The organism is Cognatishimia sp. MH4019, from assembly GCF_020177595.1.
GTDB lineage: Bacteria > Pseudomonadota > Alphaproteobacteria > Rhodobacterales > Rhodobacteraceae > JAHTBL01.
The window spans coordinates 147,404-162,150 of sequence record NZ_JAHTBL010000002.1 but is presented as its reverse complement, the minus strand read 5'-3'; the positions used below and the strand labels follow the sequence as shown (position 1 = coordinate 162,150).

Here is a 14,747-nt window from a genome sequence, read left to right as displayed (position 1 = left end):
GATGGCGCCAATGTATCACCAAACCGGCCAGCGCGTGGTGCTGGTCACCGGACCGTCCGGGGCCGGGCGATCAACCGCGATCAATGCGCTTGAGGATCTGGGCTATGAGGCCATCGACAACCTCCCGCTCAGCTTGATGCCGCGCCTGCTGCAAGGCCCGCCGATGAGCAAACCGCTGGCGCTGGGCCTGGACGTGCGCAACCGCGATTTCAGCACCCAAGCCGTGATCGAGATGATCGACCGTCTGGGAGAGACGCCCGAGATTGCGCTGGAAGTGCTCTATCTGGATGCCAATACGGATGTGCTGCTGCGCCGCTATTCCGAGACGCGCAGACGCCACCCGATGGCCCCTGGCGAAAGCCCCGCCCAAGGGATCGCACGGGAATCTGATCTGCTGGCTCCAATCCGGGCGCGGGCAGAAATGCTGCTTGATACGTCCGAACTGAGCCCGCACGATTTGCGTGCCGAGATGGAACGCTGGTTCGCGCCTGAAAGCGGCGACCGTCTGGCGCTGGCGGTGCACTCATTCTCTTATAAGCGCGGCTTGCCGCGCGGCATCGATATGGTGTTCGACTGCCGTTTTCTGAACAATCCTTACTGGGAAGAAAGCCTCCGCGCGTTGAACGGGCAGGACCCTGCGGTCAGCGCCTATGTCGAAAAAGACCCCCGGTTTGAAGAGTTCTTTGGCCGCATTTTCGCCCTCGCCGAAATGCTGCTTCCGGCTTATGTGGCCGAGGGCAAAGCGCATCTGTCCATCGGATTTGGCTGCACCGGAGGGCAACACCGATCTGTTGCCGTTACGGAAAAGCTGGCGCGAGCCCTTGAATCAGCCGGTTGGCAGGTATCTATAAGACACAGGGAATTAGAACGCGCTGCAGCCACACGGCCCGCGCCACAGCATAAAGAGAGTAAAGCGTGATCGGCATCGTGATCGTCGCGCATGGGGGATTGGCCCGCGAGTATCTGGCCGCTGTCGAACATGTCGTCGGCAGCCAGGGCGGGATTGAGGCCATCTCGATCGAGGTCAGCGATGACCGCAGCGCCAAGCAAACCGAGATTTGTGATGCCGCGGATGCGGTCGATACGGGCGACGGTGTGGTGATCGTCACGGATATGTTCGGCGGCTCGCCCTCAAACCTGAGCCTGCGCGCTTGCAGCCCGACCAATCGCAAGATCCTGTATGGGGCCAACCTGCCGATGTTGGTCAAACTCGCAAAGTCTCGCCAAAGAACGGTCGAAGACGCTGTGTCACTGGCCCGCGATGCCGGACGCAAGTATATTGACAGCTTCGATGCGGATGCGGTTTGATCCAACGCCATGAGCCAAACTGTTTTGCGTAGCCATAAGATTGTGAACGAGAAAGGGTTGCATGCCCGCGCGTCGGCCAAGCTCGTTGAAGTCGTAGAGGCGCATGACGCTAGGGCAGAGGTCTCCAAGGACGGGCTGAGCACATCGGGAGACAGTATTATGGGGCTTTTGATGTTGGCAGCCTCCAAAGGAACCACTATTGAGGTTGAAACCAGCGGCGCGCAGGCCGATCAGCTTGCTGACGCCATTGATGCGCTGGTCGCCGATAAGTTTGGCGAAGACTTCTAGGCGACTTCGGTCGGGAGGCGAACACACCAAGTGGTAGACAGTTTCCAAAACACGACTGTGACACCGGTGATGACCGATCCAAACTACGTGCCGTATGACAAGCGCAAGCTGTCTTATGCGAACACGTTTGAAAATCCGTTCAAGTCTTTGACTATCCGCGTGATGGAATGGTGCACGGGCAAGATTTCTCTGCTGCGCCTGATCCGCCGGTTTGAGGCGTTGGGCCCGCAGTATGGACAAGCCTTCTGGCGGCAATCCCTTGATTTAATGGGTATTCCTCTGGCCACTCCGCCAGAGCAGATCGCACGAATTCCCAAGGATGGCCCGGTGATCATTGTGGCAAACCACCCGCATGGGCTTGTCGATGGCATGATCCTGGCGGATCTCATTGGCCGCGTGCGCACGGATTACAAAATTCTCACGCGCAGTCTTTTGACGGGCATCGCCGAGATTGAACAATTCATGATCCCGGTGCCGTTTCCGCATGAGGTCGACGCGCAGCGCAAGTCGATTGAGATGCGCAAGGCCGCGATGGAGCATCTGCAGCAAAATGGCGTCGTGGTTCTGTTCCCGTCTGGCGTGGTTGCCTCCAGCGAGACGATGTTTGGCCCTGCGATTGAGGCCGAGTGGAATCCATTCACGGCAAAAATGATTCAAAAGTCTGGTGCGACTGTCTTGCCCATCTACTTTCCCGGACAGAATTCGCGTTGGTATCAGATGGCCAATCGCATCTCGGCCACGTTGCGGCAGGGGTTGCTGATCCATGAGGTCGTGCATGCCATGCGCAAGCCTCAGGCCCCGCGCGTCGGCGAGCCGATCCCGTCAGAGGTGACGAAGGAATGGGCGAGCAACCCGCGTGGCTTTGTCAGTTGGTTGCGTCAGGAAACGCTCAAGCTGGGTGACGACACGCGTTAACGTGTCGGGACCGGCTCATCGCCACGATAATCGTAGAAACCCCGATCCGTTTTACGGCCAAGCCAGCCTGCTTCGACATATTTCGTCAGCAGCGGGCAAGGGCGGTATTTCGTATCCGCCAGCCCGTCATGCAGAACATTCATGATCGCCAAACACGTATCGAGCCCGATGAAATCAGCCAGCTCTAGCGGGCCCATCGGGTGGTTTGCGCCCAGTTTCAGCGATGTATCGATGGATTTGACCGAGCCGACGCCCTCATACAGCGTATAAACCGCCTCGTTGATCATCGGCATCAGGATGCGGTTCACGATGAAGGCAGGGAAGTCTTCGGCCGTTGCGGAAGTTTTACCAAGTTTTTCAACGACTTTCATACAGGTCGAAAAGGTTGGCTCGTCTGTGGCGATTCCGCGGATCAGTTCGACCAGTTGCATGATTGGCACCGGGTTCATGAAGTGAAACCCCATGAATTTCTCGGGCCGGTCGGTGCGGGACGCCAGCCGCGTGATCGAGATCGATGAGGTGTTCGAGGTCAGGATCGTGTGCGGCTGCAGATGCGGCAGCAGGTCTTCAAAGATTGCCTGTTTGACGGTTTCGCGTTCTGTCGCAGCCTCAATGACCAGATCGGTTTCGCCCAGATCGGGCAATTTCAGCGTTGTCTGGATGCGACCCATCGCGGCGGCTTTTTCATCGGCTGCGATCTTTTCACGACTGACCTGACGTTCGAGATTCTTGTCGATCAGAGCAACAGCGGCGTTCAGGCTATCCTCGGAAATGTCGTTGAGCATTACGTCATAGCCTGCCAGCGCAAAAACATGGGCGATCCCGTTGCCCATCTGTCCTGCACCAATCACACCAACTTTCTGGATCGTCATAAGGGCGGCCTTTCCTGCTGCTCGCGCGCAGTATGACCGCCTGTGCGAGGGGTGCCAAGGGGCGCAGACCCAGACATTTTATCTCACCTTGTGGGTTTAGCTTTTTGGCAAGGTTTTGGGCGCAATCTCCGACTCGGGTGAATAATTAAAGGGTGGGTTTGATGACCTATGAGACTTTGGGCCAGTCTGGCCTCGACTATTTTCCGTGTTCCTATGAAGGCTCGCGTCTTCGGTTTCGCGGGCCGCGCAAACAGTTGCGGCATGAATATGTGGCCTGTCTGGGCGGCACAGAGACGTACGGGCGTTTTATCGAAACGCCGTTCCCGGCGCTGATCGAGGACAAAATAGGGTTCGAGACAGTCAATCTGGGTGTCGTCAACGCTGGGCCAGAGGCGTATCTGAACGAGCCGGGGATCATTGATCTGGCCAACCGGTCCGAAGCGATTGTGCTAGAGATTACGGGTGCGCAGAACTGCTCTAACAGGTTCTACACTGTGCATCCGCGTCGCAATGATCGGTTCGTCCATGCGTCTGATTTGATGACGACCATTTTCCGCGATGCCGACTTTACGGAGTTCCACTTCACGGGCCATTTGCTGGCCGAGTTGAAGCAAAGCGCGCCGGATCGCTTCGCGATGTTGGTGGACGAACTGCAATCGGCGTGGCTGGGACGGATGAAAACTCTGTTGGACAAGCTGACCGCACCTGTGACGCTGCTTTGGATGGGCGAGAATGGCCCTAGTGACGATATGGAGGCGACGGGCCGCCCGCAGTTCATCACAGGCAGCATGATCGAACAGCTGCGCGGAATGGCGTCAGACTATGCTGAGGTGGTCTTCGATCCTGGTCCTTTGCGAACCGAAGGCATGGTCTTCAACCCGCTGGAGGCGTTGGCGGCGGGGGATCTGATGGGCATTGATGCCCATCACCACGCCGCCCGTGCTCTGACGGGGCCATTGTCCAGGCACATGCCGCAGACTTAACAAAAAAGGCCCGCCGGAATGGGCGGGCCTTTCTGCTATCTTGTCAGTAGCTTACAGCTTTTCGACCAGCTCTGGCACAGCGTCGAAGAGGTCGGCGACCAGGCCATAGTCGGCGACCTGGAAGATCGGTGCTTCTTCATCCTTGTTGATCGCGACGATCACTTTGGAATCCTTCATGCCCGCCAAGTGCTGGATCGCGCCAGAGATGCCGACCGCGATATACAGATCGGGGGCGACGACCTTACCGGTCTGACCCACTTGCCAGTCATTGGGCGCATAGCCCGAATCGACAGCCGCGCGGGACGCACCAACGGCAGCGCCCAGTTTGTCGGCCAGCTTCTCGATCAGCGCGAAGTCATCTTCCGACCCGACCCCGCGACCACCGGAGACCACGACGCCAGCCGAGGTCAGCTCGGGACGGTCGCTCTCGGCCACCTTGTCCTCGACCCATTCGGACAGGCCGGGGTTTGCCGTTGCCGCGATGGTCTCAACCGAAGCGGAGCCACCTTCGCCAGCGGCATCAAAGGTCGATGTCCGGATCGTGGCGACCTTCTTGGCGTCCGAGGACTTCACCGTCTGCATGGCGTTGCCTGCATAGATCGGACGCTCGAACGTGTTGCCGTCCACAACGGCGGTCACTTCCGAAATCACCATGACGTCAAGCATCGCCGCCACGCGGGGCAGCAGGTTTTTCGACGCGGCCGTGGAGGGGGCGACGATATGTTCGTAATCACCCGCGAGCGAGACGACGAGATCAGCGACCGGCTCGGCCAGATCATGACCGTAGGCGGCGTCATCGGCGCAAAGCACTTTGCTGACACCGTCCAGCTTGGCAGCGGCCTCAGCTGCGCCAGCGCAGCCATCGCCTGCGGCCAGGATCGTCACGTCACCCATCTGCTTTGCAGCCGTCAGGGCCTTGGAGGTCGCATCGACATTCAGCTCGCCGCCTGCAACTTCAGCAATCAAAAGAACAGCCATTACACAGCTCCTGCTTCTTTGAGTTTCGCGACCAGCTCCTCGACCGACCCGACCTTGACACCAGCAGCACGCGCTGCGGGCTCTTCGGTTTTCACGATCTCAAGGCGCGGGGCGACATCGACGCCGTAATCGGCGGGGGTCTTTTCATCGAGCGGCTTTTTCTTGGCCTTCATGATGTTGGGCAGCGACGCATAGCGCGGCTCGTTCAGGCGCAGGTCGACGGTGATGATCGTCGGCATCTTGACCGAGATCGTCTGCAAACCGCCGTCCACTTCGCGGGTCACTTTGGCGCTGTCGCCATCAACATCGACTTCCGAGGCAAAGGTCGCCTGCGACCAGCCCAGCAGTGCAGACAGCATTTGCCCGGTGGCGTTCATGTCATTGTCGATCGCCTGCTTGCCGCAAAGCACCAAACCAGGCTGTTCTTCATCGACAACGGCTTTGAGGATCTTGGCAACGCTCAGCGGTTCGATATCGGTGTGCACATCATCGGCAGCCACCACAAGGATCGCGCGATCTGCGCCCATGGCGAGTGCGGTGCGCAGCGTTTCCTGGCTTTGCTTCACGCCGATGGACACGGCGACAACCTCGTCCGCCTTACCGGCTTCTTTCAGACGAATTGCCTGTTCGACAGCAATCTCGTCGAACGGATTCATCGACATTTTCACATTCGCCAGATCGACCCCGCTGCCATCCGCTTTGACGCGCACTTTCACGTTGTAGTCGATCACACGTTTGACCGGTACGAGGACCTTCATTTGCAACTCTCCTGCTATGCCTGCCGCTGGGAATGCCTGCGGCAGCTATCTTTCCCCGCTTAGTTAGCGCGAGGGTGAAACAGAAAACAGGTCAAAATCGACGCGCCGCAGCCTTGCGACGCCGCGTTTTGCGCTAACGGTTGGCTCCGGGTTTCCAAAGCACGTCATCTTTTCCGTCATTATTGGCGATCCGTGCCGCAACAAAAAACCAATCTGACAGCCGATTGAGGAATTTTACAGCTGCCGGGTTGATTGATTCCATCGTCGCAAGCTCGACCGAAAGACGCTCGGCCCGGCGCGCTGCCGTGCGGCAATGGTGCAAATGCGCGGCTGCCGGAGAGCCACCGGGCAAAATGAAACTGCGCAGCGGTTCCAACGCGTCATTCATGGCGTCGATCTCGGCCTCAAGTCGGTCCACCTGCGTGGCCACCATCCGCAAGGGCGGGTATTCGCTGTCGGCGTCCTTCTCCATGTCCGGACGGCAGAGGTCCGCGCCCAGATCAAAGAGGTCGTTCTGAATGGAGGACAATTGCGCGTCCATCTCGCCTTCAACATGCAGCCGGGCAATGCCGACGATGGAGTTCAATTCGTCCACAGTACCATAGGCCGTGACCCGCATGGAGTGCTTGGCCACCCGAGCGCCATTACCCAAAGCGGTTTCGCCCGCATCCCCGGTTTTCGTGTAAATCTTATTTAGAACAACCATTTAGGCACCTCCTTGGCGGCGAAGATAGACATAGAGAAGGATCAGCAGCACGGCGACAAACTGCGCGATGATGCGCCAGCGCATGACCTTGTTGGCTTTCGTTTTATTGAAATCGCCACCTTTGCCAAACCCGGCAATGCCATATAGCAGAATTCCCAGAACCAGCAGGATTGAGGCGGCGAGAAGATAAAAGAGCGGATCAGAGGTCATCGGTTTTCCTTCATTCGTTCTGCGTCACCTAGCCGTGCGCGCTGAAAAAGACAGGTGTAAATGCGGGTCGGTCAGATTTTTGACAAAACCCAATCAAAGGCGCGGGTCGGCAGCAGTCGTTTCAATGCGCCCATCATGTAGGTCGGCGTCGTCACGAAGTAACGCGGGCGTGGATTGCGGGCCTCCAACGCGTGGATCAGCTTTTTGGTGACGGCGTCGCAAGGCAGCTCGAACGGGTCGGGGCCGCTGTCGTGATACAGGCGCTTGCGCAGTTGTGTGCGGTATTGCTCGGCACGGGGAGAGGCCTCCCAATTGATCCATTTCTCGAAATGCGGGATCGAGTTCTGGCGGATTTTCGTGGTGATCGGTCCGGGCTCAATAAGAATGATATGCAGCGGCGTGTCGCGCATCTCGACCCGGAGCGTATCGGTCAGCCCTTCCAGTGCGAATTTGGTCGAATTGTAAGCTCCGCGCCATCGCAACGCCGTGAAGCCGAGAACGGAAGAGTTCTGGATAATCCGCCCATGGCCTTGCGCGCGCATCACGGGGATCACACGTTGGATCAGGTCGTGATAGCCAAAGAAATTTGTCTCGAAGATTGCGCGCAAGGCGTCTGTGGGCAGGTCTTCCACCGCGCCCGGAATGCCGTAAGCTCCGTTGTTGAAAAGCGCGTTCAGCGTGCCGCCGGTGGCTTCTAGAACCTCGGCCAAACCGCTCCGGATCGTGGCCGGATCTGCATAGTCGATAAGCGGCGCATCAAAGCCCTCGGCCTGCAAGCGGGCGCAATCTTCGGCCTTGCGGCATGATGCGAAAACGCGCCACCCGTGCTTTTTTAATGCGTAAGCTGCATGTTCGCCGATGCCGGACGAACAGCCGGTGATTAGGATGGATTTGCTCATGAAGCCTGCCCCTGTTTGACGCAAGCTATTGCGCGGGGTCAGGCGAAGATCAAGGGATCAGTCGCTGAGCAGGAAATCCGCCATCCAGCCGGTTTGACCGCCCGCAAGGCGCAGTTGCACCCAGCCGGTACCGTCATCAATGATAACCTCGGCTTCGTCGCCGCGGATCGCTTGAGCGACAACCTCAAACCCGGTGCCGGGGCCAGAGCGAACATTCACACGATTACCGGTGACCTGACGGATGTCAGTGCCGACAAAATCCGGCTCGGCCACGGCCTGAACAGGCGCGCTTGGGGCAGGTGCCTCGAACTTGCTGAGATCAATTTTGGGCAGTTCGGCATCGCGGATGTTCACGTTGAACGAAGCCAGTTGCACGTTGGGCGTTTCCTCTCGCGGGGCGATTGTGGCCACAGTCACAGGTTCAGCTGCAGGCTCGGGCAGGGCAGGCGCCACGGTCTCGAGGGGCTGCGCACGGGCGACTTGAGGCTCTGCGCTTTCGCGCGTCTCAAGGACAAAATCCGAGCCGCCGCTGAGTTCGTAAAAGCCGACACCCAGCACCAAAAAGGTGAATGCGATAAACTTGTTCATTTGGACGTTCCCCCCCGGAAACATTTTATAAAAGCAGCAACTGGCTAACGCTTTGTCACCTTAACATCGTGTGCCGCTGAAATCATACTTCTCAAGCCACGAAAACGGGGAAAGTTCCCGATTTTTTCACGGTGAAAGGCGTGTGGGACCAAAGTCACAGGTTTTGCGCGCCTCTGGACGTGGATTTTGGCACGCTTCCCTCTGGACCGTGGGAAAGGGGCCAATTACACCGTATTTATGAACGATCTGACCGACGACCCCAATATCGACCCACATAACGTGACAGAACCTCTGCGCCGCGCCATCGGCGAACGGTATCTGACCTATGCTTTGTCCACGATCATGCACCGCGCGTTGCCGGATGCGCGCGATGGCCTGAAGCCGGTGCATCGGCGGATTCTTTATGCAATGCGGGAGTTGAAGCTGGCCTCCAACGGGGGGTTCCGGAAGTCTGCCAAGATCAGCGGCGACGTGATGGGCAACTATCACCCGCATGGGGACGCCGCGATTTACGACGCGATGGCGCGTTTGGCGCAGGATTTTGCTGTGCGCTATCCGCTGGTCGACGGTCAAGGCAATTTCGGCAATATCGACGGGGATAACCCGGCGGCCTCGCGCTATACCGAAGCGCGGATGACCGTTGCAGCCGAAGCGTTGTTGGATGGGCTGTCGGAAAACGCCGTCGATTATCGCGACAATTACGACGGCACGCTGACCGAACCGGTCGTGCTGCCTGCGTCTTTCCCGAACCTGCTGGCCAATGGATCGAGCGGAATCGCAGTGGGCATGGCCACCAACATTCCGCCGCATAATATCGTCGAGCTGTGCAATGCCTGCCTGCACCTGATCAAGACGCCCGGCGCGCGCGACGAGACGTTGCAGGAATACGTGCCTGGCCCCGATTTCCCCACGGGCGGGGTCATCGTTGAGCCGAAAGAGAATATCCTTGAGGCCTACCGCACCGGGCGCGGATCGTTCCGTCTGCGGTGCCGGTACGAGATCGAAGACCTTGGCCGCGGTCAATGGCAGATCGTCGTTACCGAGATTCCCTATCAGGTCCAGAAATCCAAGCTGATCGAGAAGATCGCGGAGCTGATCCAGACCAAGAAGATTCCGATCCTCACCGATATTCGTGATGAGAGCGCCGACGACATCCGCATGGTGATCGAGCCGCGCTCCAAGAATGTGGACCCCGAAGTGCTGATGGGGATGCTCTATCGCAACTCCGATCTTGAGGTGCGCTTCAGCCTGAATATGAACGTGTTGATCGACGGGCGCACGCCCAAGGTCTGCTCGATGAAGGAAGTGCTGCGCGCGTTCCTTGATCACCGGCGTGAGGTTCTGATCCGCCGATCTGAACACCGGATGGCCAAGATCGACCACCGTTTGGAGGTGCTGGAAGGCTACATCGTTGCTTTCCTCAACCTTGATCGCGTGATCGAGATTATCCGCTACGAGGACGATCCCAAGGCCATGCTGATGGCCGAGTTTGAACTGACCGATGTGCAGGCCGAAGCGATTCTGAACATGCGGCTGCGGTCCTTGCGCAAGCTCGAAGAGATGGAGCTGCGCAACGAACGCGATGCGCTTTACGAGGAACGCGCAGGGCTTGAGGATTTGCTGTCCGAGGAAAGCCTGCAATGGGCGCGGATTGCCGATCAGTTGCGCGAGACGAAAAAGACCTTCGGCAAGGACTATGAAGGCGGCGCGCGGCGCACGACCTTTGCCGAGGCGGGCGAGGTCGAAGAGGTTCCTCTGGAAGCGATGATCGACCGCGAACCGATCACGGTGGTTTGTTCGCAAATGGGCTGGGTCCGCGCGCTGAAAGGCCATGTCGATCTGGCACAGGAGATGAAGTTCAAAGACGGCGACGGGCCGCGCTTTGCCTTCCATGCCGAAACGACGGATCGGCTGCTCGTTTTCGGCGCGAACGGGCGTTTCTACACCGTCTCAGCCTCAAACCTGCCGGGGGGGCGTGGGATGGGTGAGCCGCTGCGCCTGATGGTTGACCTGCCCAACGACAGCGAAATCATCGGTCTGTTCATCCATAAACCGGGCCGCAAATTGCTGGTGGCGTCCACGGCTGGCGATGGTTTTGTTGTGCCCGAAGACGATGTGGTGGCGCAGACCCGCGCTGGTAAACAAGTGCTGAACGTCAAAGGCGACGTCAAAGCGCTGGTCTGCAAACCTGTGGATGGTGATCACGTCGCTTGCGTCGGTGAGAACCGCAAAGTGCTGGTGTTCCCGCTAGAGGAACTGCCCGAGATGGGACGCGGCAAGGGCGTGCGCTTGCAGAAATACAAAGATGGCGGGCTGTCGGATGCGACGACCTTTGTGCTTGGCGAAGGTCTGAGTTGGCTTGACCCGGCAGGCCGCACCCGGACGGAAACCGAACTGGCAGAATGGGTCGGTAAGCGTGCCTCTGCCGGCCGGATGGCCCCGCGCGGGTTCCCGCGGGATAACAGGTTTACATGAGCGAGGCGCTCGGCACCGAATTCGTTGGCCGCAAGGGCGCTTATTTCTGGCTGTCGCTGAAAACCGGCCTTCTGACGATCCTCACGCTGGGCTTTTATCGCTTCTGGATGAAAACCCGCCTGCGCCGCTATATGTGGAGCGCGATCCGACCGGGTGGCCACCCGATGGAATATCTGGGCACGCCGCTGGAGAAACTGCTTGGGTTCCTCGTCGCTGTGGTCTTTCTGGCTTTTTATATCGGCATCGTGAACCTGATCCTGATGTTTGCCAGCTTTTCGCTTTTTGCCGGAAATGGGGCGGCGTATGCGCTGTCTTTCATCGGCATCCTACCCATCATCTTTTTTGCGCAATATCGCGCGCGGCGCTACATCCTTGCGCGCACCCGGTGGCGCGGCATTCGTTTCGGGCTGGAACCCGGCGCGTGGGGTTATGCATGGCGCGCGGCGCTGCACTGGCTGGCCACGATCGCGACGGCGGGTTTGCTGCTGCCGCGACAGGTTTTCTACCTTGAGAAATACCGCGCGGACCGCACGTTTTTCGGGGATAAGCGTCTGCATCAGGGCGGCACATGGACGATGCTTTATCCGCCGATGAAGCACCTGTTGATCGCGGTCGGGCTGACTGTTGGCACAGTTTTGGCAGGCGCTTATGGGGACGAAAGCACCCTTTTCATCCTGCCTGTTGCGCTGTTCTGGCTGATGTTCGGGGCCATTCATTTTCGGGTGCAATCGCTGCGCCTGTTGACCAGTCACAAGACGTTGGGCGGCATCGCCTTGAAAGCGGAGCCCAAGACAGGCCGCGTGATGAAGATTTACAGCGTCGGCTATGCGCTGGTCTACACCGTCGTGGGCGCGTTGTTCTTTGGGCTGTTTATCGTGATTTTTGCGGCTGTGATGTCGGTTATTGGCGGGGCTGCGCAAATGGGTGCGGAGTTCGATGTCGAGATGTTTCAGGCGCTGTCAAATGTGCCGTTCTGGATCACCACCGCCCTGACGATCATGCTGTATTTTACCATCTTTCTGATGTGGAACGTGCTCAGTCAGGTCTTCGTCGGGCTACCGTTGGCGGCGCATTACGCACAATCGCTCAGTGTGCAAAATCCCGGTGCCTTGACCGACATCCGTCAACGCCCCCGCGATGAATTTGCCGAGGCCGAAGGTTTCGCCGAAGCGCTGGATGTGGGGGCTGCGATATGACCCTGCGTGATGAGGTCTGGAGTACGCCTGCACCGCCGGTCTTCGGCGATTTGATGGATGGCGAACGGGCTTTGCCGCTGCGCGTCGCAGTGACGCTGACCGCGACGGAATTGGTGATTGCGCCGGGCGACGGAGAGGCGTTGCACTGGCCCCTCGGCAAGCTGCGCCGCCTTCTGGATCAGGCGCATCCCACCGATCTGGTGCTCGCGCAGGCCGGCGATCCTGTCACCCGGCTGGTTTTGCGGGACAAGGGCTTCGCGCGGCAGATCGAAGGCGCCGCACCAGCCTTGGCAAAGCGCCCACCGGTGCAGAATGCAGGAAAGCTGCTTGGCTGGTCAGTTGCCGCCGTTGCGTCGGTCGCATTGATTATTTTCGTTCTTGTGCCGGTGATGGCCAATCAACTGGCGACGTTCCTACCGCCCAGCGGAGAAAAGGCGCTGGGCGATACCACGTTCGAGCAGATCCGCACTGCATTGGACAATACCGGGCTTGATCCGGTCCCGATGTGCGAAAGCCCTGATGGGCTGGCCGCTTTGGCCAAGATGGAGGCGCGTCTGACCGAGACGGTCGATCTGCCTTATCCGTTGACTGTGCGCGTTCTGGATCACGAGATGATCAATGCCTTCGCGCTGCCCGGCGGCTATGTCGTGCTGTTTGACGGGTTGTTGGATATGGCCGAAGACCCTGACGAGATTGCAGCCGTCTTTGCCCATGAGGTTGGCCATGTTGTCGCCCGCGATCCCTCGCGGATGGCGTTGCGTTCCGCCGGGTCCATCGGGGTGCTGGGCTTGCTTTTTGGTGATTTTGCAGGCGGTGCCGTTGTGCTCTTTCTCGCAGAGCGGCTGATCCAGGCGAGCTACAGTCAAGAGGCCGAGATGAACGCCGATATCTTTGCGTCCGAGACGCTTGAGGCGGCTGGCGTTTCACCGCTTGGCCTTGCGCGCATGTTCGAGCGGTTCGAGCAACTCAACGGTGATCAACCCAGCTTGCTGGATCACTTCATGGCGCATCCCGATCTGGTCAGCCGGATCGAACGGGCCGAGGCCAGCGGGTCGGAAGCGGAGTATACGCCCAGTCTCACCGATGCCGAGTGGCAGGCGTTAAAGACGATCTGCGACTAGGCAGGCTCGACCGTCAGCCACACGCCACCTTCGGGCCGTAATGTCAGGATCATCACCGGGTCCGGGTCACGCCCCGGCACGGAGGTGAATTTGAACCGCGCCAGAAGTGTCGCAAGAATGATCACCGCCTCTTGCAGCGCGAAACTGGCCCCGATGCAAATGCGCGGGCCGTCGCTGAACGGAAGATAAGCGTAGCGGTCAATCGCCTTTGGATCGGCAAAGCGGTCCGGGTTGAACGCATCCGGATCATCCCACAGACCGTGGTGCCGGTGCAGGGCATAAACTGGCAGCATCACCGTATCGCGCGCCTTGATGCGCTGGCCCATTAGCGTGTCGTCCTCCTGCGCGGTCCGCGACAGGAACCCGCCTGCTGGGTAAAGGCGCAAGGTCTCGTCAATGATCTGGCGGATATAGGGCAGGTTGATCACATCCTCTGCCGTTGCGGCGCGGTCGCCCAGCACATCTTGGGCTTGCGCGCGGGCCTTGTCCTGCACCGACGGATCAAACGCGCACAGATAAAGCGCCCAACTGAGCGTCAGCGCGGTCGTTTCATGACCGGCCACAATGAAGGTCAGCAGGTTGTCGCGCAGCTCGCCCGTGGTCATCGTGCGCCCGGTTTTGTCATCGGCGGCGTCGACCAAAAGGCTCAGCAGATCGGGCTGTGCGGCGTCCGGCACTGTGCGACGGCGCTCAATCGCAGCATCGGCCTGATCCTTCATCTTGCGCATCGCGGGCATCGCCATCATGCGACCGGGGCGCGGCACCCATGTGGGAAAGCCCAGAATATCAAGGATCGAAACGCGCGCGGCCTGTTCGATATAGCGGTCAATCGCGTCATGGACGGCTTGCTGGTCGAACATATTGTCATCCGAGAACGTCACATCTGCGATCACGTCAAAGGTTGTCGCGACCATCTCGTCAAAGAGGTTGAGCGCCCGCCCCGGTGTGGCCGCAGCGGAAATGCGCTGAGCAGAGGCTTCGGCCGCACGGGTCATGATCGGGGTCAGTTCCGCAATATTGCGCGGGGAAAAGGCAGGTGCCGAAGCGCGCCGCTGCCAGCGCCAATCCTTGCCCTCGGCCACAAACAGGCTTTCGCCAATGGCAGGGCGCAGAATGTCTTTCGTGATGTCGGATTTCGGGTAATTGTCCAGCTTTTCCAGCAAAACTTCGCGATTGGCCTGTGGGTCCATCACCATGTGCCACGGCAGCACCGTGCGGCCCGAGATGATCCGCTCGCGCGTGGCTTGCGCAGGAATAATCGACAGGATGTTGCTGCGCGCGGCGGCAAAGCTTTGCAGGATCGAAAGCGGCTCGGTGCCCAGTTGGACGCGGACAGGAAGGCGGGCGGTCGGGTTCATGCACCATAGGTATGACCGCTCACCAGGATGTAAACCGCGCCACATTGCGCGTGCGCGCCGGATGGTCTAACCCGCGTGCCAACCGATAGGAG

General features: G+C 59.2%; 16 protein-coding genes. 8 read left to right on the top strand and 8 right to left on the bottom strand.

The features are described from left to right. The first annotated feature begins 10 nt into the window (after positions 1 to 10). The 4 genes from rapZ to KUW67_RS03975 are packed head-to-tail and all read left to right on the top strand — an operon-like array spanning position 11 to position 2,511. Entirely contained in the window at positions 11 to 919 is a 909-nt protein-coding gene (gene rapZ, locus KUW67_RS03990) for an RNase adapter RapZ (protein ID WP_224823986.1), read from the top strand. Then, a complete protein-coding gene (locus KUW67_RS03985) occupies positions 916 to 1,308 on the top strand; it encodes a PTS fructose transporter subunit IIA (protein ID WP_224823985.1) in 393 nt (130 codons plus the stop codon). The genes rapZ and KUW67_RS03985 overlap by 4 nt, the downstream gene beginning before the upstream one ends. A 9-nt stretch (positions 1,309 to 1,317) precedes the next feature. Then, a complete protein-coding gene (locus KUW67_RS03980; RefSeq protein WP_224823984.1) occupies positions 1,318 to 1,596 on the top strand; it encodes an HPr family phosphocarrier protein in 279 nt (92 codons plus the stop codon). A 30-nt stretch (positions 1,597 to 1,626) separates the two neighbouring features. Then, entirely contained in the window at positions 1,627 to 2,511 is an 885-nt protein-coding gene (locus tag KUW67_RS03975; RefSeq protein ID WP_370634882.1) for a lysophospholipid acyltransferase family protein, read from the top strand. Here KUW67_RS03975 and KUW67_RS03970 read toward each other — a convergent pair. Beyond that, positions 2,508 to 3,383, bottom strand: coding sequence for a 3-hydroxybutyryl-CoA dehydrogenase (locus KUW67_RS03970; RefSeq protein ID WP_224823983.1), 876 nt, complete (start codon positions 3,381 to 3,383; stop codon positions 2,508 to 2,510). The genes KUW67_RS03975 and KUW67_RS03970 overlap by 4 nt on opposite strands. 161 nt (positions 3,384 to 3,544) lie before the next feature. Between KUW67_RS03970 and KUW67_RS03965 the strand changes: the two genes are divergently transcribed. Next, a complete protein-coding gene (locus tag KUW67_RS03965; RefSeq protein ID WP_224823982.1) occupies positions 3,545 to 4,366 on the top strand; it encodes a DUF6473 family protein in 822 nt (273 codons plus the stop codon). A 51-nt stretch (positions 4,367 to 4,417) separates the two neighbouring features. Here KUW67_RS03965 and KUW67_RS03960 read toward each other — a convergent pair whose 3' ends face one another. From KUW67_RS03960 to KUW67_RS03935, 6 genes are all read right to left on the bottom strand, one after another. After that, positions 4,418 to 5,344: an electron transfer flavoprotein subunit alpha/FixB family protein gene (locus KUW67_RS03960; RefSeq protein WP_224823981.1), complete on the bottom strand. Its 927-nt coding sequence runs from the start codon at positions 5,342 to 5,344 to the stop codon at positions 4,418 to 4,420. Further along, positions 5,344 to 6,102, bottom strand: a complete 759-nt coding sequence (locus KUW67_RS03955) for an electron transfer flavoprotein subunit beta/FixA family protein (protein WP_224823980.1) — start codon at positions 6,100 to 6,102, stop codon at positions 5,344 to 5,346. Before KUW67_RS03955 ends, KUW67_RS03960 begins: the two co-directional genes overlap by 1 nt. A gap of 133 nt (positions 6,103 to 6,235) precedes the next feature. Further along, complete coding sequence (locus KUW67_RS03950) at positions 6,236 to 6,808, bottom strand: cob(I)yrinic acid a,c-diamide adenosyltransferase (RefSeq protein WP_224823979.1); 573 nt, start codon at positions 6,806 to 6,808, stop codon at positions 6,236 to 6,238. Continuing rightward, positions 6,809 to 7,018: a twin transmembrane helix small protein gene (locus KUW67_RS03945; RefSeq protein WP_224823978.1), complete on the bottom strand. Its 210-nt coding sequence runs from the start codon at positions 7,016 to 7,018 to the stop codon at positions 6,809 to 6,811. A gap of 71 nt (positions 7,019 to 7,089) precedes the next feature. Next, positions 7,090 to 7,917, bottom strand: a complete 828-nt coding sequence (locus tag KUW67_RS03940) for an SDR family NAD(P)-dependent oxidoreductase (RefSeq protein WP_224823977.1) — start codon at positions 7,915 to 7,917, stop codon at positions 7,090 to 7,092. A 57-nt stretch (positions 7,918 to 7,974) separates the two neighbouring features. Then, positions 7,975 to 8,505, bottom strand: a complete 531-nt coding sequence (locus tag KUW67_RS03935; protein ID WP_224823976.1) for an SH3 domain-containing protein — start codon at positions 8,503 to 8,505, stop codon at positions 7,975 to 7,977. Positions 8,506 to 8,742: 237 nt separating this feature from the next. On the opposite strand from KUW67_RS03935, the gene parC reads away from it, so the two are divergent. Genes parC through KUW67_RS03920 form a run of 3 tightly spaced genes read left to right on the top strand, consistent with a single transcriptional unit; the run spans position 8,743 to position 13,297 of the window. Beyond that, the gene (gene parC, locus KUW67_RS03930) at positions 8,743 to 10,980 is read left to right on the top strand and encodes a DNA topoisomerase IV subunit A (RefSeq protein WP_224824376.1); all 2,238 of its coding nucleotides are present in this window, start codon (positions 8,743 to 8,745) and stop codon (positions 10,978 to 10,980) included. Then, a complete protein-coding gene (locus KUW67_RS03925) occupies positions 10,977 to 12,176 on the top strand; it encodes a DUF898 domain-containing protein (protein WP_224823975.1) in 1,200 nt (399 codons plus the stop codon). Before parC ends, KUW67_RS03925 begins: the two co-directional genes overlap by 4 nt. Next, a complete protein-coding gene (locus KUW67_RS03920; protein WP_224823974.1) occupies positions 12,173 to 13,297 on the top strand; it encodes a M48 family metallopeptidase in 1,125 nt (374 codons plus the stop codon). Before KUW67_RS03925 ends, KUW67_RS03920 begins: the two co-directional genes overlap by 4 nt. On the opposite strand, the gene KUW67_RS03915 is transcribed toward KUW67_RS03920, so the two are convergent. Beyond that, positions 13,294 to 14,655 (bottom strand): cytochrome P450, encoded by a 1,362-nt coding sequence (locus KUW67_RS03915; RefSeq protein ID WP_224823973.1) that lies wholly within the window; start codon positions 14,653 to 14,655, stop codon positions 13,294 to 13,296. The two genes, KUW67_RS03920 and KUW67_RS03915, sit on opposite strands and share 4 nt — an antisense overlap. Positions 14,656 to 14,747: the final 92 nt, after the last annotated feature.